Origin of the sequence: Salegentibacter sp. T436 (assembly GCF_001932675.1) — a bacterium.
GTDB classification, from domain to species: domain Bacteria; phylum Bacteroidota; class Bacteroidia; order Flavobacteriales; family Flavobacteriaceae; genus Salegentibacter; species Salegentibacter agarivorans.
The window spans coordinates 2733605-2752644 of sequence record NZ_CP012872.1 but is presented as its reverse complement, the minus strand read 5'-3'; the positions used below and the strand labels follow the sequence as shown (position 1 = coordinate 2752644).

The window sequence follows — 19040 nt, the reverse complement described above, 5'->3', positions numbered from 1 at the left end:
TATGGAAGTAGAACAGTTTCATTACGATAATAAGATCGTAAAAAAGTTTACTATGGCTACCCTGTTCTGGGGTATAGTAGGTATGAGTGTTGGGCTACTGCTCGCCTTTATGTTTATATTTCCCGATCTTACCGACGGAATTTCATGGTTAAGTTTTGGCCGTTTAAGACCATTACATACTAACGCGGTAATTTTTGCTTTTGTTGGGAACGCCATTTTCGCAGGGGTTTACTACTCTACCCAGCGCTTACTCAAGGCGCGTATGTGGAGTGATTTTTTAAGTAATTTCAACTTTTGGGGTTGGCAGGCTATTATTGTAGCAGCCGCCATTACTCTGCCAATGGGTTTTACCAGTTCTAAAGAATATGCCGAACTGGAATGGCCAATAGATATTGCAATTGCTTTGGTATGGGTTGCTTTTGGTGCCAACCTTATTGGTACTATGATAAAGAGAAGGCAGCGTCACCTATATGTTGCTATTTGGTTTTACCTCGCAACTTTTGTAACCGTAGCCGTGCTTCATATTGTAAATAATATTGAAATTCCTGTTTCTGCATTTAAAAGTTATTCGATTTATTCGGGAGTTCAGGATGCTTTGGTACAGTGGTGGTATGGGCATAATGCGGTGGCATTCTTCCTTACTACACCTTTTTTAGGTTTAATGTATTATTTTGTTCCTAAGGCAGCAAACAGGCCGGTTTATTCCTATAGACTTTCTATTATTCACTTTTGGTCCCTGATCTTTATTTATATCTGGGCGGGACCACACCATTTATTATATTCAACTTTACCAGACTGGGCGCAAAATCTTGGAGTAGCATTTTCTGTTATGTTATTATTCCCTTCCTGGGGAGGGATGATCAACGGACTATTAACCCTACGTGGTGCGTGGGATAAAGTACGTACAGATCCTGTTCTTAAATTCTTTGTAGTAGCTATTACCGGCTACGGGATGGCAACTTTTGAAGGTCCAATGCTTTCGCTTAAAAACGTAAATGCTATCGCGCATTTTAGCGACTGGATTATTGCTCACGTGCACGTTGGGGCTTTAGCCTGGAACGGTTTCCTAACTTTTGGGATGGTTTACTGGTTAGTACCAAGATTATTCAAAACCAAACTCTACTCTATTAAATTGGCTAATGCCCATTTCTGGATTGGTACGTTAGGTATTATTATTTACACTTTACCTATGTACGTTGCCGGATTTGTACAGGCATCTATGTGGAAACAATTTAATCCAGATGGAACCCTTACTTACGGAAACTTCCTGGAAACGGTTACTTCTATTATGCCAATGTACTGGATGCGTGCTATTGGTGGTAGTTTATACATAGTTGGTGCATTTATTTTGCTTTATAATATTGTGCAAACTGTTAGACAGGGAAGTGCAGTTGAAGACGAATTAGCTGAAGCTGCTCCTTTGCAAAAAGTAACACGAAAAAGAACTAAAGGGGAAGCTTATCACTCCTGGTTAGAAAGAAGACCCGTAAAACTTACCATTTTCGCAACTATAGCCATTTTAATTGGTGGCGCGGTACAAATTGTTCCCTCCTTAATGGTAGACGAATATGTGCCGGTAATTTCCAGTGTAAAACCTTATACTCCTTTAGAACTTGAAGGTCGGGATATTTATATCCGGGAAGGTTGTGTGGGTTGTCACTCGCAAATGATTAGGCCATTTAGAAGTGAAGTAGAACGCTATGGTGAATACTCCAAAGCCGGGGAATATGCTTACGATTATCCCTTCTTATGGGGAAGTAAACGTACCGGCCCAGATCTTATGCGGGTAGGCGGTAAATATTCCGATAACTGGCACCTTAACCATATGTACGATCCGCAAAGCACCTCTTCAGGTTCTATTATGCCTTCTTATAAATGGATAATTAAAGACGAGCTTGATAAAAGTGATACCGAAGCTAAAATGAGAGCTCTTAGCAAGCTTGGCGTACCATATTCTTTAGAAGAAATAGAAAACGCCCAGCAATGGATGGCAGAACAGGGAACTCAAATCGAGAAAAACCTGTACGCAGATCCTGATTTTGTAAAAACTTATGAAGCTGAAAAAGAATTTGCAGAACAAAACGGTACCGAATTCGTAGAAATGCGAAACCGCGAAATTGTAGCGCTAATTGCTTATTTACAGCGCCTCGGAACTGACATTAATGCGAAAGATGCAGAAGTATCAACCACTAAAACCAACTAAGCATGTTTAAATTCGTAAAAGGCCATATGGAAAGTATAGACGGGGTTATGATCTACCCGCTAATTTCCCTGCTCATTTTCTTCATCTTTTTTGTAGTGCTATTCTTATGGGTAATTACCGCAAAAAAGAAAGACATAGAAGAGGTTAGCAAATTACCCTTAGATATTAATACCGAAAACCAGGAATTATGAAAACGATAGGATATTTAAGAATTCTGGGGTTTTTAATTCTTGCCCTCGTATTAATAGAATTAACCGTTGAGACCGAAAGTGGTTGGGCAATTGAAGAATACCCAATTATTTGGTGGATTTTAGGTGTAGTACTGGTAATTGCTGTAGCCATAGAAATTTCTATAGCTGCTTTAGAAAATATGGTTTTTAAAAGTCTTAATTCTGAAGCCCAGCAACATTATACCAGGTTAAAAATTGAAAATTCTGACAAGCAGTTTATAGGCTTAAAAAAGTTCTATAAGAAAATGCTGAACCAGAAACCTTTAGAGAAAGAAGAAGAAATTCTTTTAGATCACAATTACGATGGGATAAAAGAACTGGACAACGATCTTCCCGCCTGGTGGCTTTATGGGTTTTACGTAAGTATTGTATTTGCCTTTGTGTATATGGCTTATTATCACATTTTTGATGGGGAAAATCAAACAGAAGAGTACCTGGCTGCCGTTGCCGAAGCCGAAGAAGAAATTGAAGCTTATAAAGCTGCTAATCCAGATCTTATAGATGCTTCTTCAGTAGAATTGCTAACTGATGCTGCCGATTTAGAAGCGGGAGAAACCATTTATATGGCAAGCTGTATGGCTTGTCACCGCGCCGATGGTGGTGGCGCTATTGGTCCTAACCTTACCGATGATCATTGGATTCTTGGAGGCGGAATTAGCAATGTTTTTCAAACAGTTTCTGAAGGTGGCCGTGACGGAAAAGGAATGGTGGCCTGGAAATCTGAGTTGAATGCACAGGAAATAGCCCAGGTATCCAGCTATGTTTTAAGCCTGCAGGGAACCAATCCTCCAGATGCTAAAGCACCGGAAGGAGACATTTGGGAAGCAGATTCAGAATAAATTTTAGAAGAACAGATTTTGGATAATCAGGAAAAATTCAGGGATAAAATAGCCACGGCAGACGACCAGGGAAAAAGACTATGGGTTTTTCCGAAGAAACCTTCTGGAAAATTTTATGAATATAGAAAATATGTAAGTTATGTATTGCTCATTTTACTTTTTGCCGCTCCATTTGTAAAGATAAACGGCAATCAGTTTATGATGTTCAATATCCTGGAAAGGCGTTTTAATATTTTTGGTTTTCCTTTCTGGCCCCAGGATTTTCACATTTTTGTAATTATGATGGTAATTGGGGTGGTCTTTATCATCCTCTTTACGGTAGCTTTTGGTAGAATATTTTGCGGTTGGTTTTGTCCACAAACCATTTTTATGGAAATGGTTTTCCGCAGAATTGAATACTGGATTGAAGGCGATCGCGGAAAACAAATGCGCCTGGAAAAACAAAAATGGGATGCCGAAAAAATTAGAAAACGTGCTCTAAAATGGTTCTTATTCTTTGTTATTTCGTTCCTTATAGCCAATGTTTTCCTCGCTTATTTAATTGGGAGTGATCGCTTAATTCAATACGTAACAGATGGCCCGCTAAATCACCTGAGCACTTTTATTTCATTATTGATTTTTACCGCGGTATTTTACTTTGTATTTGCCTGGTTTAGAGAACAGGTTTGTGTAATTGCCTGTCCTTACGGAAGGCTTCAGGGCGTTCTTTTAGATAATAAATCTATAGTAGTAGCCTACGATCACAAACGCGGAGAAAAGGAAAAAGGAAGGGCAAAATTCAAGAAAAATGAAAACCGTGCAGAAACCGGAAAAGGAGATTGTATAGACTGTTTCCAATGTGTGCAGGTTTGCCCTACCGGAATAGATATTAGAAACGGTACGCAGCTGGAGTGTATAAACTGTACCGCTTGTATAGATGCCTGCGATAGTATGATGGAAGCGGTAGACCTTCCAAAAGGTTTAATACGCTACGCCAGCGAAGAAAATATTGAAAAAAAGGCAAAATTCAGGTTTACTCCCAGGTTAAAAGGTTACAGCATTGTACTAGGAATCTTAACCGCAGTTTTGGTGGGGATGTTATTTATAAGAAGTGAAGTTGAAGCCCGTATTTTAAGATTACCCGGGCAGTTATACGAACGGAAAGCCGATAACGTGGTGAGTAATGTTTTTACCTACAAATTGGTAAATAAAACCACAGCCGATTTTGAAGATATTGAATTTAGGTTATTGTCCCACAAAGGAGTAATAAAACCGGTAAAGACTTCAAATATTACCGTACCGGGACAGGAGTTAACCGAAGGGACACTCTTTATTGAAATACATACGGCCGCATTAGAAGATGAAAAAGAAAAGCTGAAAATTGGGGTTTATAGTGGTGAAAGGTTAATAGAAACAACGAGCACTATGTTTATGGGACCCCGCAGTTTTAATTAATGAAAGTGCGCATAAGAACTCATAAATTATTAAATCTCGATTAAGAGTAAAATATAAAGAAATGAAAATAAACTGGGGAACAGGAATTGTAATTGGAATGGCACTTTTTATAAGTTTCATTATGTATTTAGTGATAAATATGCTTACCGATAAAAAATTTGATCACGATTTGGTAACTGAAGAGTATTACCAAAAAGAACTGCATTACCAGGAAGAAATTGATGCAGAAAATAATGCATTTTCATTAGAAGAAAACATTAGTGACCGGCGGGTAAAAGATGGATGGATCGTAGAATTTCCTAAAAACCTGGAACTTTCTAAAATTTCAGGAAATCTAAATTTCTATCGCCCTTCTAATGCTAAACTTGATTTTAATATTCCTTTAGAATTAACATCACATCAAATTTTTATTGCAGATAAAAACCTTGTAGAGGGGCGTTGGAATATCAATATTCATTGGGAATATGAAGAAACGCCCTATTTATATAAAAACGAAATTGTTTACTAAATGTGGATTTCGGCATTAATATTTGGACTTTTAGGAAGTTTCCACTGTGTGGGAATGTGCGGTCCCATTGCATTTTTATTGCCGGTAGATCATAAAAACAACTTAAAAAAACTAGGCCAAATTTCCCTTTATCATTTTGGAAGAATAAGTTCCTATGCCCTTATTGGTATTCTATTTGGCTTACTAGGCAAAAGTTTCAGATTGTTTGGGCTTCAACAGCAACTTTCAATTTTAGTGGGAGTTTTAATGATTTTAGTAATTCTTATTCCGTATAAAAAATTCAGTAAATACAATGGTTCAAAATTTATCTTCAAAATTGTTTCAAAAGTAAAAAGCCACCTGGGTAAACAGCTGAAACAAAAATCACCCGATACTTTTTATACCATTGGCTTTCTAAACGGTTTCCTCCCTTGTGGACTGGTTTATATGGCGGTTTTTGGAGCTATCGCTGCGGGAACGGCTTTAGAAGGCAGTTTATATATGGCACTTTTTGGCCTAGGAACGGTGCCTTTAATGACTGCCGCAATCTACCTGGGAAACTTTATTAACCTTAACCTGAGATCAAAAATAAGAAAAGCGGTTCCTGTTTTTGTGGTAATAATGGGATTGCTGTTTATACTTAGAGGAATGGGACTCGGAATTCCATACCTCTCCCCCATGGAAATAACTCCGAAAATCACTGCAGCGCAAAGCTGCCATTAACCTAAAACATTTGTTATGAATTTATTTGACACTATTGCATTAGTAAATTGGGAACTGGGCACTTTTCTAATCGCGATGTTTTTTGTTGTTTGCGCCGGCCTGGTGCTTATTGTTCTAAATATGATAGGCAGCGGAAATGACAAAGAATAAAATTTGAATTTTCAAAAAAAAGAAACCTTATAAACATAAAAAAGTCCGTCTGGGAATTTCCAGACGGACTTTTTTGTATTCTACTTTCAGATTAAACTGTCATAGAAAATAATTGGGTGTTTGGTTTCTGTGCCTGCATTCTTAAATCAAAAGCCATACAAATATTACGAACAAAAGGTCTTCCCTTTTCGGGAATGGTTAAGCCTTTTTCAGAAAAACTAACGAGTCCATCAGCTTCCATTTCCCTTAATTTAATAAGTACTTCGGGTAATTCTTCAAAATAATCTTCGGGAGCGACCCAACTCGTTTCCAGGCGACACATTAATTTAAGAATGTGTTTTCTAATTACAAGATCTTCTTCATTTAAAATATGCCCCCGGAAAACCGGAATTATTCCCTCGGCAATAAGTTCCTGGTAAGTCTCAACCGATTTTTCATTTTGGGCAAAACCGTACCAGCTGTCACTAATTGCTGAAACTCCCAGGCCAATCATAGACGCACCAGACGAGGTGGTATAGCCCATAAAATTACGGTGTAAAGTTTTATCTTCTACCGCTTTATAAAGAGAATCGGTTTTAAGAGCAAAATGATCCATTCCTATTTCAATATATCCTGCTTCTTCCAGCATTTTTTTCCCCGTTTCGTACATTTCACGTTTTTCATCGGCACCGGGAAGATCAGAGTCTTTGAAGCCGCGTTGCCCATTTCCTTTAATCCACGGTACGTGCGCATAGCTGTAAAACGCAATACGGTCTGGCATTAACTGCTTCGTCTTTTCAATAGTATCAATTATATCTTCTTTGGTTTGAAATGGTAAACCAAAAATAATATCATGCCCTACCGATGTAAACCCGGTTTCCCTGGCCTGTTCGGTGGCATTTTTTACGTTTTTAAAAGGTTGAATCCTATGAATTGCTTTTTGTACTTTTTCACTATAATCCTGCACGCCGTAACTTACGCGTCTAAAACCAAGATCGGCTAAAACCTTTAAATGCTCTTTGGTGGTATTATTTGGATGTCCTTCAAAACTTAATTCTGTTTTACAATCTCTTTCAGCTTTACGAAAAAGCATATTCAGTAAAAATTTAAGGTTCTCTGGAGCAAAAAAGGTTGGCGTCCCCCCACCAAGATGCACTTCTCTAATAAATGGTTTTTCGCCCAGCATTTCTAAATAAAGATCCCATTCCCGTAACACGCTTTCTATATATGGCGTTTCAACCGAGTGTTTTTTGGTAATTCGCTTATTACAACCACAAAAAGTACAAAGGCTTTCACAAAACGGTAAGTGTATGTAAAGGCTAATTTCTCTATTTTCCTGGAAGCTGCGTTTTAAACTGTGCTCCCAGGCACTTGCAGAAAATGTATTGTCGTCCCAATATGGTACTGTTGGGTAGCTGGTATATCGTGGTCCCGGAACATTGTATTTACTAATAAGGTTAGAAGACATAAAGCAATAGTTTTTTACAAAATTAAAATACGTGTGCCTTATTAGATATGAGTAAGATCAGGTTCTGCATAAAAATTCAAACTAATATGTTTTTTTCTACATATAGTTTAAAAAACAGAATCTCTAATTTTGAGAATTAATATTTACGATTTTTATAATTTAACTTGTTAATTTTTCTTAAATTTAATTAAATAAGCAAAGGTGAAGCTGGTGATTTTAATATTCGCCCTATAGCAGTTAACCGCGATAAAATTTTATAAGCTTCACTGTTTAATTAAAAAACTATTCTATGTCCCGAAAAATAAAGAAGGAAATTCGAATTAACGAAAATGGAGGTAAAGTATTTAATGCGCTAATAACTCCCAATTTAATTAAGGAATGGTGGGGTGCTACTCAAGCCATTGTAGTGCCAGATGAAGATGGCATTTTTGCCTTAAGCTGGGGAGAAAATCCTGATAAAGCTGATTACATTGCGGCGGCAAAAATTTCAGAATTTAAACCCCACGTAAAACTTACCTTAAGCGATTATACCTATTTAGCCGATAATGAATATTTACCTTTTAAGGCAAAATTTAAAGTGAAATTCAGAATTCACTGTGAAACTAAATATTGTGTCCTAAAATTAGAACACTCAGGTTTTCCCAAAAAATCTGAAGCAGATCAATTTTACTCTGATTGTGAATCTGGTTGGGAAGAAAACCTGGAATCGCTAAAAAATCTTGTAGAACAGGAAAATGTGCCGGTTTATAGCTAAAATGTGCTTCATTTAAAGGAAGAGTAGAAAAATTAAATTACTTTTTCTACCTTCAAAGTTTCAAACCAACTTTAAAAAATGAATTCGGCACCAAAAAACTTGCTTTATCCGCTTGTTGCCTTAATACTAGGCGCTTATTTTCTTTTCACAGGCCTGGTTGATGCAAAAGGCTTTCTAGCTCCCTTAGTAACCGCAATAATTCTCGCGCTGTTACTTATTCCATTGGCTAATCTTATGGAAGCAAAGCTAAAACGCCTTTTTTCATCACTTATAAGTACCATTTTATTACTGCTGTTTTCTTTTGGGGTTTTTATTTTACTCTCTTTTCAAATTAAAAATTTTGTAGACGATTGGGATAAAATTAAGGAGACCATGACGCCCAAAATTGAACAGCTACAAAATTATGCTTACGAGCATACTGCGTTAAGCAGCGAAGATTTAGAAGAATACAAGAAAGAAAATGATATAAAAAGTATGCTCACTTCTGGCGGAAATTCAGGACAAAAGGCTTTTAATTTTCTTAATTCTGTAACCAGCTTTTTTAGTAATTATTTACTCACTTTTATTTATATTTTTTTCCTGCTAAATTATAGAAGACGCTTTAAAATATTTATTCTAAAATTATTCTCCAATCAACGTAAAGAGGAAGTAAAGCAAATTATTGATGAAACAGCCCGGGTGGCACAATTTTATTTAAGAGGAAAATTAATCCTAATTATAATCCTTTCTATTCTCTACAGTATAGGCCTGGGAATTTCGGGCGTGAATAATTATATTTTAATTGCAGTAATCGCTTCTTTTCTCACCCTTATTCCGTTTATAGGAAATATTATTGGGATGGGACTTGCATTAATATTTGGTTACCTAACCCAGGGCGAAACCAGCATTTTAATTGGCGTAATTCTCACTTTTACTATAGTACAATTTATTGAAAGTTATGTTTTAGAACCCTTTATTGTAGGTGACAAGGTTGATATTCACCCTTTTTTCGTAATCCTCGCCATAATTTTAGGAAATATGATTTGGGGCGTAATGGGAATGATATTGGCAATTCCGGTTTTGGGAATTTTAAATGTAATCTTTAATCACGTGCCATCTTTAAAACCTTTTGGATACCTGCTAAGCACAGATGAAGATAAAGATTAATTTATCTTTCTAAACTACTTCAGTTCTAAATAAAAAGAATGCAAAATCGCGTCGAAAAGCAATTTCAGGGATTTTTAAAAACACCTCCCCTTTGGACAAACTCATTTCAACAAATAGATCAGTTTAAACTTCCTGAAATTGAACAGCCATTAAAGCAGCCTATAACCAAAGATTTACCTTCGCTTTCATCAAATTTTGTAATGGGAAAGCGGGTAGAACGATTTTTTAAATGGATAATTAACCAAAATCCAAATTATAATTTGCTGGCTGAAAATATGCAAATTAGTCGCAATAAAATTACCCTTGGCGAATTAGATTTTCTTGTTGAAGACTTAATAAATAGGCAGGTATGTCATATTGAAATAGTTTATAAATTCTATGTTTACGATCCTTCTTTTTCAACAGAAATGCAACGCTGGATAGGCCCCAACCGCCGGGATACTTTATTGCAAAAAACCGGGAAATTAATAGAAAAACAATTTCCCCTACTTTACAAACCCGAAACCGAAGAAGTATTGAATTCATTAGGTGTGAAACCAAAAGAAATATTACAGCAAACCTGCTTTAAAGCTAATTTATTTGTGCCGAAGCATCTTGAGGAAAAACAATTCCCGGTAATAAATAATGAATGTATTGCGGGAATATGGCTTCATTTTAAAGAATTTCTTTCAGCTGAATATCATACGTTACAATTTTACGCACCAAAAAAGCAAGACTGGCCAATTCTACCGCGACACGGCGAAAACTGGGTTAATCATTCAGAAATAATTGCTCAAATTGTAAATTCATTCCAAAGAAAAAAAGCGCCATTAATTTGGGTAAAAAAAACGGGCAATAAATTTGAACGGCTATTTGTTGTTTGGTGGTAGATTAGACGATTTTTGGAGAAACACTGGCTTAAATCCGGAGAATAATATTATTCCCATTAAATTTGCAGGCTGAACCACACCACACAATGGATCAAAACACCAATGAAGCAATAAAGGCCTCCTGGCTTAGCATTATAGGAAATGCTTTATTGGCTATTGCAAAATTTATCACCGGAGTTTTTGGAAATTCTTACGCCTTAATCGCAGATGCAATTGAATCTACTACCGATGTTTTTTCGTCGTTTTTAGTATTATTAGGACTTAAATATTCGAGTCGCCCGCCAGATAAAAATCATCCTTACGGCCACGGCAAGGCAGAACCACTAATGACATTTGCCGTAGTAGGGTTTTTGGTAGTTTCAGCCACAGTTATCGCTTACGAAAGTATAGAACACATTAGAACCCCGCACAAAGTTCCCGAACCTTATACCCTTATTGTTCTTGCCGTAATTATAATTATTAAAGAATATTTTTACAGAAAAGTTTCTAAAAAAGGCAATGAAACAAACAGCACCTCACTAAAGGCTGATGCCTGGCACCATCGTAGCGATGCCATTACTTCATTAATGGCATTTATAGGAATTTCTATCGCACTTTTTATGGGGAAAGGTTACGAAACGGCAGATGACTGGGCCGCGCTTTTTGCTTCAGGATTTATCTTATACAATGCCTATCTTATTTTACGCCCAGCACTTGGCGAAGTTATGGACGAACATATGTATGATGATATGATTGCTGAGATTAGAGAAATATCTGGTGGCGTTCCAGGAGTTCTAGATACCGAAAAATGCTATGTTAGAAAAACCGGAATGACCTACCACGTAGATCTCCATATAACCGTAAATGCTGAAATTAGCGTAAAAAAAGGTCACGATATTGCTCACAATGTAAAAAATGAACTCCTGGCCCATTTCCCCGAAATTTTTGACGTGCTTATTCACGTTGAACCCGATGATTTTTATTAAACCTAAATCTTGACATCTTCTTAAGATTAGCGTTAAAGCCCTGCTAAACCCCATTGAAATAAAGCGAAATCAACTTATCTTGAGTAAATAGTTAACCAAAAAATTAGTAAGATGAGTTTGATAAATGAAAAAGACTTGCAAAAATTAAGCAATCAAGAAAATAAAACCTGTATTTCTATTTTTATTCCTACTCAAAGAGCAGGAAAAGAAGTGCTGGAAGAAAAGAATAAAACCCACCTAAAATCTCTTTGGAAAGAAGTTGGTAATGAACTTAAGAAAAAAGATATTCCTGAAGAGAAAATTCAGGAAATTGGTAAACCTATAGAAGAACTTCTTAATGATAAATCTTTTTGGCGCCATCAAAGCGATGGACTCGCAATTTTTGCTGCTGAAGGATTTTTTGAAAAATACACCCTGCCGGTAAACTTTGAAACGCATACTTATATTTCAAATGAGTTTTATATAAAACCATTGGTCCCCATGTTTTCTGAAGATACCCGTTTCTATTTGTTGGCACTTCAATTAGAAGATGTGGTTTTATATGAAGCTACCAAATACAGCATAGGCAAGGTAGAAGTAGACGATTTAACGCCTTCCCGCCTGGAAGAACGCGTAGGTTTTGATTATAAACAAAAACATTTAGATTTTAGAAGCCAGGGCGCCGGTGGAGAAAAAACCATTTTTCATGGGCACGGCAGTGGTAGCGAAGAAGAACGAAAAGAAGAAATTCTAAAGTATTTTAGAGCTATAGATAAAGGCCTGGATACTATTCTACACAACGAGAATGTTCCACTGGTAGTTTCTACTCAAGATTACCTTTTCCCTATTTATAAGGATGTAAACACTTATAAACATTTGTTTGATAAAGTGGTTTCCGGTAACCCATCTGATACCGATATATTTGGATTGCATGAAAAAGCGCTGCAAACTGTAGAACCATATCTTGAGAAAACAAAAAGGGATAAAATGAAGAAATTTGAAGAACTGAATAATACCGAAAGTACCGGTACATCAGTAACCGATATTCTCCCGGCAATACAACAGGGAAAAGTAGATACTTTATTCCTGGAAAACAGAAATGAAATCTGGGGCACTTACAATAATGATAATATGAATGTGAGTATAGATAATGAACAAACGAGTAAGAACTATTCATTGATGAACTGGGCTGCCAAAGAAGTTTTAAGACAGGGAGGAAATGTTTTTCTAATTCCTGATGCCCAAATGCCAGATAAAAATTCAAAAATGAATGCACTTTATCGTTTTAATTAGTAATTACCTTTTTAAAGGTGTTATATATTTATTACCGAGTTAAACTATTAAGTTATCGAATAAGGAAAAGACGGCGTACAGCCGTCTTTTCTATGCAAAAAAAGTATCTTTACTCGATAATCGAGATTAAATGCTCCCAAGCTTAACTCGAAATCAAATTATATTTTCCAATAATAATGCTGCGTGAGCTTGCTCCGGAGTAGTTTACTTTAAATAACAGATTCTATGGAAACCAACCTTGCGGTACTAATTGATGGTGATAATATACCATCTGCATATATTAAAGAAATGATGGAAGAGATTGCCAAATACGGCAATCCCACTATTAAAAGGATTTATGGTGACTGGACAAAACCCCATTTGGTAAAATGGAAAAATGTTTTGTTGGAAAACGCAATAAATCCTATTCAGCAATATGGTTACACCCAGGGGAAAAACGCGACAGATTCTGCAATGATCATAGACGCCATGGATATTTTGTATTCAGATAAAGTAGATGGTTTTTGCCTGGTTTCCAGCGATAGTGATTTCACAAGATTAGCTACAAGACTGCGTGAAGCAGGAAAAAATGTAATTGGAATTGGAGAAAAGAAAACCCCGGAACCATTTATTGTAGCTTGCGACCGCTTTATTTATATTGAAATTTTAAAGAGTTCTGATAAGGATAATGAGCAAGAAAGCGAAAAAGGCGGAAAAACTTCCAAAAAGAAAAACGTAGATAAAATTACTCCAAAAGTGGTAAGGCTTATTTCTCAAACAATTTCAGATGTTGCCGATGAAGACGGTTGGGCGTTTCTTGGAGATGTAGGAAGTTTACTTCAGAAAAAACAACCTAATTTTGATTCGCGTAACTATGGCTTTCAGAAACTTACCCCTATGATTCATTCTATAGATAAATTTGAAATTGAATCCCGAACCAATCAAAGCAGTAAATTCAAATTAATTTACGTGAGGAACAAAGATTAAATATTCGTTATATTCCTCTTAAAATCAATATATTCCGTTTTTGATTATATAATTTAGGACAAATTAAAAACCTTAAATTATGAATATCACTTTAGCACAAGCACAAAAAGTAATTGCTGCCGCCGAAAAGAAATCGAAAGAATTAGATGTGAAAATGGATATTGCGGTAGTAGACTCTGGCGCAAACCTAACCGCTTTTGCCAGGATGGACGGCGCCTGGCTGGGCTCGGTAGATATTGCCATTAAAAAGGCTAAGACTGCCAGGTTTTTTGATATGAATACTGGCGAAATTGGAAAATTATCACAACCCGGTGAAGCACTTTTCAATATTGAGCATTCCAACAACGGACTTATAACGTTTCCTGGTGGCGTGCCTTTAAAAAACAAAAGCGGTGAAATTATTGGAGCAGTAGGAGTTTCTGGAAGTTCTGTAGAAAACGATCACGCAGTTGCAAATTTTGCTGCGGAAATCATTTAGAGTATTAAAATAGAAACTATTAGGTAATGGAAGTCCTATTTTTGGTTTCCATTACATCTTACTTATATATTTGTTTAGAGAATTTAAAATTGAGCTGACGGGCTAAGATTAATATTATTACTACAGCTAAATATTGGTTTCATTAAACAACAAAACTATATGAAAAAATCATTGATTTTAATTTCCTTATTCTTCATATTTATTACGCTTTCTACAAAAGCTCAGGATCTTAATTCTAAAATCACTATCGATCATATCGCAGTTTATGTAGTTGATCTTGAAAAAAGCACCAATTTCTATGAAAACATCATTGGGTTAGAAAAAATACCCGAACCTTTTAAGGATGGTAAACATACCTGGTTTACTTTGGGGTCAAATGTTCAACTGCATTTAATTAAAGGAGCATCTACCATTATTGAACCCGATAAAAACAGCCATCTTTCCCTGTCTGTTCCATCTGTTCCTGATTTTATTAAGGTTTTGGAAAAAAATAAAATACCTTATGAAAACTGGCTTGGAGAAAAACAAACGGTTACCAATCGTGTTGACGGAGTAAAACAAATTTATATCACCGACCCTGACGGAAACTGGTTAGAAATAAATGATGCAAAGAAATAACGCTGCTTTTAGCAAACTAATAACAGTTCCTTCAAAACATATTGGCTAAGTCTCTTTTTTAATGTCTGTTTTCCAAAACTTCAGCGATATCTTTTAGGGAATAACCTTTTGCTTTTAGCAGAATCAAGTAATGAAAAAGTAAATCGGCGCTTTCGTTTAAGAATAACTCTTCATTATCATCTTTGGCTTCAATAACCGTTTCTACAGCTTCCTCACCTACTTTTTGGGCAATTTTATTCATTCCCGCGTCAAAAAGTGAAACCACATAAGAATTTTTATCTTCTCGTAACTCAGGCTCCACCTCGCTCATCCTTTTTCGTTTAGCGATAATTCCTTCCAAATGAGAAAGAAAACCGAAATTAGGCTCATTATCCTCTGCCCAGCAAGTATCTGTTCCTTTATGGCAGGTTGGACCTTCAGGTTTAACCGAAATTAGCAAGGTATCATTATCGCAATCATTTTTAATGTTGACTAAATGAAGGTAATTACCGCTTTCTTCGCCTTTGGTCCATAAACGATTTTTAGTCCTGCTGAAAAAAGTGACTTTCTTGGTTTCATTGGTTTTCAAAAATGCTTCCTCGTTCATATATCCTAGCATCAACACATTTTTGGTCGAAGCATCCTGAATTATCGCAGGAATAAGTCCGTCGTTATTTTTATTAAAATCTATATTCATCATTATATTTTTATACGTCATCCTAATTTATTTTAGGATGTATATTTGTATTAATAGAAACAGTTTTATAAGCTTTGAAACCCTCATGCTAACCCAAAGCTTCAGGATTATTTCAAACGAGTTAGAAGCTGAAACAAGTTCAGCTTGACGAAATATACCACCAATCAAGCTTGTTTCTCTATTCTATCTTCTCTTCTCTTTTTTCATGCTATTATTTAAAGCCTAACTTCCACTCCATTTCTACGAAGTTCCTCTTTTAAATCTTTAATTTCAATTTCTTTAAAGTGAAAAACACTGGCTGCAAGTGCTGCATCAGCTTTTCCTTCAATAAAAGTATCGCAAAAATGCTGCATATTTCCGGCACCACCTGAGGCGATGATCGGAATATTTAATTCTGAAGATAAAACTGCCAGGGCTTCATTAGCAAAGCCTTCTTTAGTTCCATCATTATTCATAGAAGTAAATAAAATTTCTCCGGCACCACGTTCTTCAACTTCTTTCGCCCATTGAAATAAATTGATATCGGTAGGCACTTTTCCACCAACCAAATGTACCAACCATTCGCCGTTTACCTGCTTGGCATCTATCGCCACAGTTATACACTGACTCCCGAATTTAGCTGCAAGTTCATTAATCAAATCAGGATTTTTAACCGCAGAAGAATTTATAGAAACTTTATCGGCGCCATTTTTAAGCAAAATATCTACATCTTCTACTGATGAAATTCCACCGCCAACGGTAAACGGAATGTTTACTTTTTCGGCAACCCGTCTAACCAAATTGGCCAGGGTTTTTCGCTTCTCTTCAGTAGCCGAGATATCAAGGAAAACCAATTCATCTGCACCAGATTTTGCATAGATCTCAGCCAATTCTACAGGATCACCGGCATCGCGTAAATCTATAAAATTTACGCCCTTAACGGTTCTTCCGTCTTTAATATCCAGGCAGGGTATAATTCGTTTTGTAAGCATTTTAAAAGTTTTGTATTAAATAAATACTTTTTGATTTCCCTTTTGGAGGCTAGGGGGCTATTATAAATTTCTCTAATTCTTTCATCTGAATACGGCCTTCGTAAATCGCTTTTCCTATTATAGTGCCTTCGCATCCAAGTTCAGCCAGTTCCGGTAACTCGCTAAAGGTAGAAATTCCACCCGAAGCGATAAGTTTTAGTTTTTTATCTTCTGATGAAGTCTCTTCCAGAATTCTGCGATACAGTTCAAAGGAAGGACCTTCTAACATTCCATCTTTAGAGATATCGGTGCAAATTACATAGTTTATTCCCTCTTCCTGGTATTCCTGAATAAAAGGGATTAGTTCTTTATTAGATTCTTCCTGCCACCCACTAACTGCAATTTTTTCATTGTTGGCATCAGCTCCCAGGATTATTTTATCTGAACCAAATTTCTGAATCCAGGATTTAAAAATATCTGGATCTTTAACAGCAATACTTCCACCGGTAATTTGATGCGCACCGCATTCAAAAGCAATTTGTAAATCTTTATCGGTTTTTAATCCGCCGCCAAAATCAACTTTTAAGCTGGTTTTTGAAACGATCTCTTCCAGGACTTTATGGTTTACGATATTTTTTGATTTGGCACCATCCAAATCTACCAAATGCAAATATTGAATTCCATGTGCTTCAAAATTTTTAGCTACTTCTAGCGGATTTTCATTATAAATTTTCTTGGTGTTATAATCACCTTTAGAAAGGCGAACACATTTACCTTCAATAATATCTATAGCTGGAATTATTCTCATTTTTGTTTTTACTTATTGTTTTGCCACGAATGCACTAATGTTTTGTTTTATTATCAATTTTGCTTCTCTATGTCATTACGAGCGACAAAGGAGCGTGATAATCTTTTGCTAGAAATTTTTTGGTTGAACAGATTGCTTCAGTCGTGCCTCCATCGCAATGACGTCGTCTTTAAATCTACTTTACCGTGTTGGATTGGGTGACTTTCAAAAAATTCTCAAGAATTTTCTCACCCGCATCACTGCTTTTCTCTGGGTGAAATTGTACACCATAGAAATTATCTTTTTGAATAGCCGAAGTGTATTCCACTCCATACTCGGTTGAAGCTATGGTTTCTGCGCATTCCTTTACATAAAAACTATGTACCAAATACACGAATTCTCCTTCTGAAATTCCGGTAAACAACTCGGACCTTAAATCATAAATTTTATTCCACCCAATTTGCGGAACTTTTAATTGGTTATCGAATTTCACCACATCAGCATGAAAAATTCCAAGTCCGTCTGTATCTCCTTCCTCGCAATAAGTACACATTAACTGCATTCCCAGGCAAATCCCTAAAACCGGCTGTTTCAAAGTAGGAATCACTTTATCTAAACCGGTAGACTTTAGCATTTTCATTGCACTGCTGGCCTCGCCCACACCGGGGAAAATTACTTTATCTGCTGACTTTATTTCTTCGGCATCACTACTTAAAATAGCCTCATATCCAAGTCGTTTTATGGCAAATTTGATACTTTGAATATTACCGGCTCCGTAATCTATTATTACAATCTTCATATTCTATTATTGAGTATTAAGCATTGAGTTTTGAGTTTCCTTAAAATATCTAATTACTCAATACTCATATCTAAAATCTTTTAAAGCATTCCTTTAGTTGATGGAAGTATCATTTTTTCAGCATCGCGTTTTACCGCTACTTTAATTGCTTTGGCAAAGGCCTTAAATATCGCTTCAATTTTATGATGCTCGTTTTGCCCTTCAGCTTTTACATTGAGGTTGGCCTTAGCACCATCGGTAAATGATTTAAAGAAATGATAGAACATTTCTGTAGGCATTTTTCCAACCATTTCTCGTTTAAATTCGGTTTCCCAAACTATCCAGTTTCTACCTCCAAAATCTATAGCTACTTGTGCCAGGCAATCGTCCATAGGCAGGCAAAAACCGTATCTTTCTATTCCAAGTTTATTACCCAAAGCTTTACTGAAAACCTCTCCAAGAGCAATTGCCGTATCTTCTATGGTGTGGTGCTCATCAACCTCTAAATCGCCCTTTACCTGAACCGTAAGATCCATTTGGCCGTGGCGTGCTATCTGATCTAACATATGATCAAAAAATGCAATGCCGGTACTAATATCAGATTTTCCGGTACCATCTAAATTTAGTTGAATAAAGATATCGGTTTCTTTGGTTTTCCTTGAAATTTCAGCCGTTCTATCGTTCAGCTTTAAAAATTCATATATTTCTTTCCAACTATCGGTTTTTAAAACAATAGTTTCTTTAACCTTATCCTGATCATTTTTAACCTCATCAGATGCAAGGTCTTCGTGGGTATCTATAAATATACCTTTCCCACCAAAATTATATGCAAATTCAATATCTGTAAGTCGGTCACCGACCATAAAAGAATTCTTTAGATCGTAGTTTTCTTCGTTATTTAGATACTTCTCCTCTAAAAGGCCGGTGTTAGGTTTCCGGGTGGGAGAATTATCTTTTGCAAAAGTACGGTCCATCAAAACCTCTTTAAATTCCACTCCTTCATTTTTAAAGGTTTGAAGAATAAAATTTTGAATAGGCCAAAAGTCTTCTTCAGGATAAGCATCTGTTCCCAGGCCATCCTGATTAGTCACCATTACCAATTCGAAATCAAGTTCTGCGGCAATTTTCTTTAAATAATACAAAGCCTCCGGATAAAACTCCAGCTTTTCAATACGGTCTACCTGGTAATCTTCCGGTTCGTGAATTAAAGTCCCATCACGATCTATAAATAATACTTTTTTCATAATCTATTTTTTCTTCGATGGTCT

The 19040-nt window shown here is 36.2% G+C and carries 21 protein-coding genes; 15 read left to right on the top strand and 6 right to left on the bottom strand.

All coding sequences use genetic code 11. From position 1 onward, the window contains the following. Position 1: 1 nt before the first annotated feature. From ccoN to AO058_RS18840, 7 genes are all read left to right on the top strand, one after another. Positions 2 to 2203, top strand: a complete 2202-nt coding sequence (ccoN, locus tag AO058_RS12035; protein WP_075326797.1) for a cytochrome-c oxidase, cbb3-type subunit I — start codon at positions 2 to 4, stop codon at positions 2201 to 2203. A 2-nt stretch (positions 2204 to 2205) separates the two neighbouring features. Continuing rightward, positions 2206 to 2394: a cytochrome C oxidase subunit IV gene (locus AO058_RS12030; RefSeq protein WP_075326796.1), complete on the top strand. Its 189-nt coding sequence runs from the start codon at positions 2206 to 2208 to the stop codon at positions 2392 to 2394. Next, on the top strand, positions 2391 to 3272 hold the full coding sequence (locus AO058_RS12025) for a cbb3-type cytochrome c oxidase N-terminal domain-containing protein (protein ID WP_075326795.1): 882 nt from the start codon (positions 2391 to 2393) through the stop codon (positions 3270 to 3272). Before AO058_RS12030 ends, AO058_RS12025 begins: the two co-directional genes overlap by 4 nt. Before the next feature lie 18 nt (positions 3273 to 3290). Continuing rightward, positions 3291 to 4706, top strand: coding sequence for a cytochrome c oxidase accessory protein CcoG (gene ccoG / locus AO058_RS12020; protein WP_083634176.1), 1416 nt, complete (start codon positions 3291 to 3293; stop codon positions 4704 to 4706). Between the two features lie 61 nt (positions 4707 to 4767). Next, complete coding sequence (locus AO058_RS12015; protein ID WP_075326793.1) at positions 4768 to 5214, top strand: FixH family protein; 447 nt, start codon at positions 4768 to 4770, stop codon at positions 5212 to 5214. After that, positions 5215 to 5916, top strand: a complete 702-nt coding sequence (locus AO058_RS12010) for a sulfite exporter TauE/SafE family protein (protein WP_075326792.1) — start codon at positions 5215 to 5217, stop codon at positions 5914 to 5916. A 15-nt stretch (positions 5917 to 5931) separates the two neighbouring features. After that, positions 5932 to 6066, top strand: a complete 135-nt coding sequence (locus AO058_RS18840) for a hypothetical protein (protein WP_257787181.1) — start codon at positions 5932 to 5934, stop codon at positions 6064 to 6066. 91 nt (positions 6067 to 6157) lie between these two features. Here AO058_RS18840 and hemN read toward each other — a convergent pair whose 3' ends face one another. Continuing rightward, entirely contained in the window at positions 6158 to 7513 is a 1356-nt protein-coding gene (hemN, locus tag AO058_RS12005) for an oxygen-independent coproporphyrinogen III oxidase (RefSeq protein WP_075326791.1), read from the bottom strand. A 289-nt stretch (positions 7514 to 7802) separates the two neighbouring features. On the opposite strand from hemN, the gene AO058_RS12000 reads away from it, so the two are divergent. From AO058_RS12000 to AO058_RS11965, 8 genes are all read left to right on the top strand, one after another. After that, a complete protein-coding gene (locus AO058_RS12000) occupies positions 7803 to 8267 on the top strand; it encodes an SRPBCC family protein (RefSeq protein WP_075326790.1) in 465 nt (154 codons plus the stop codon). A gap of 78 nt (positions 8268 to 8345) precedes the next feature. Further along, positions 8346 to 9413, top strand: a complete 1068-nt coding sequence (locus tag AO058_RS11995) for an AI-2E family transporter (RefSeq protein ID WP_075326789.1) — start codon at positions 8346 to 8348, stop codon at positions 9411 to 9413. A gap of 38 nt (positions 9414 to 9451) precedes the next feature. Then, entirely contained in the window at positions 9452 to 10282 is an 831-nt protein-coding gene (locus AO058_RS11990) for a DUF1853 family protein (protein ID WP_075326788.1), read from the top strand. Between the two features lie 86 nt (positions 10283 to 10368). Continuing rightward, positions 10369 to 11247: a cation diffusion facilitator family transporter gene (locus tag AO058_RS11985; protein WP_075326787.1), complete on the top strand. Its 879-nt coding sequence runs from the start codon at positions 10369 to 10371 to the stop codon at positions 11245 to 11247. A gap of 111 nt (positions 11248 to 11358) precedes the next feature. Beyond that, entirely contained in the window at positions 11359 to 12519 is a 1161-nt protein-coding gene (locus AO058_RS11980) for a baeRF7 domain-containing protein (RefSeq protein WP_075326786.1), read from the top strand. A 225-nt stretch (positions 12520 to 12744) separates the two neighbouring features. Beyond that, positions 12745 to 13485: an NYN domain-containing protein gene (locus AO058_RS11975; RefSeq protein WP_075326785.1), complete on the top strand. Its 741-nt coding sequence runs from the start codon at positions 12745 to 12747 to the stop codon at positions 13483 to 13485. A gap of 79 nt (positions 13486 to 13564) precedes the next feature. Next, entirely contained in the window at positions 13565 to 13963 is a 399-nt protein-coding gene (locus tag AO058_RS11970) for a GlcG/HbpS family heme-binding protein (RefSeq protein WP_075326784.1), read from the top strand. 159 nt (positions 13964 to 14122) lie between these two features. Then, a complete protein-coding gene (locus AO058_RS11965; RefSeq protein WP_075326783.1) occupies positions 14123 to 14581 on the top strand; it encodes a VOC family protein in 459 nt (152 codons plus the stop codon). Positions 14582 to 14639: 58 nt separating this feature from the next. Here AO058_RS11965 and hisIE read toward each other — a convergent pair whose 3' ends face one another. The 5 genes from hisIE to hisB form a co-directional block, all read right to left on the bottom strand. Continuing rightward, the gene (gene hisIE / locus AO058_RS11960) at positions 14640 to 15257 is read right to left on the bottom strand and encodes a bifunctional phosphoribosyl-AMP cyclohydrolase/phosphoribosyl-ATP diphosphatase HisIE (RefSeq protein WP_075327962.1); all 618 of its coding nucleotides are present in this window, start codon (positions 15255 to 15257) and stop codon (positions 14640 to 14642) included. Between the two features lie 215 nt (positions 15258 to 15472). After that, positions 15473 to 16228: an imidazole glycerol phosphate synthase subunit HisF gene (hisF, locus tag AO058_RS11955; RefSeq protein ID WP_075326782.1), complete on the bottom strand. Its 756-nt coding sequence runs from the start codon at positions 16226 to 16228 to the stop codon at positions 15473 to 15475. A 49-nt stretch (positions 16229 to 16277) separates the two neighbouring features. Then, entirely contained in the window at positions 16278 to 17015 is a 738-nt protein-coding gene (gene hisA, locus AO058_RS11950; RefSeq protein WP_075326781.1) for a 1-(5-phosphoribosyl)-5-[(5-phosphoribosylamino)methylideneamino]imidazole-4-carboxamide isomerase, read from the bottom strand. Positions 17016 to 17190: 175 nt separating this feature from the next. Next, entirely contained in the window at positions 17191 to 17793 is a 603-nt protein-coding gene (gene hisH, locus AO058_RS11945; protein WP_075326780.1) for an imidazole glycerol phosphate synthase subunit HisH, read from the bottom strand. 80 nt (positions 17794 to 17873) lie between these two features. After that, positions 17874 to 19016: a bifunctional histidinol-phosphatase/imidazoleglycerol-phosphate dehydratase HisB gene (gene hisB, locus AO058_RS11940; RefSeq protein ID WP_075326779.1), complete on the bottom strand. Its 1143-nt coding sequence runs from the start codon at positions 19014 to 19016 to the stop codon at positions 17874 to 17876. Positions 19017 to 19040: the final 24 nt, after the last annotated feature.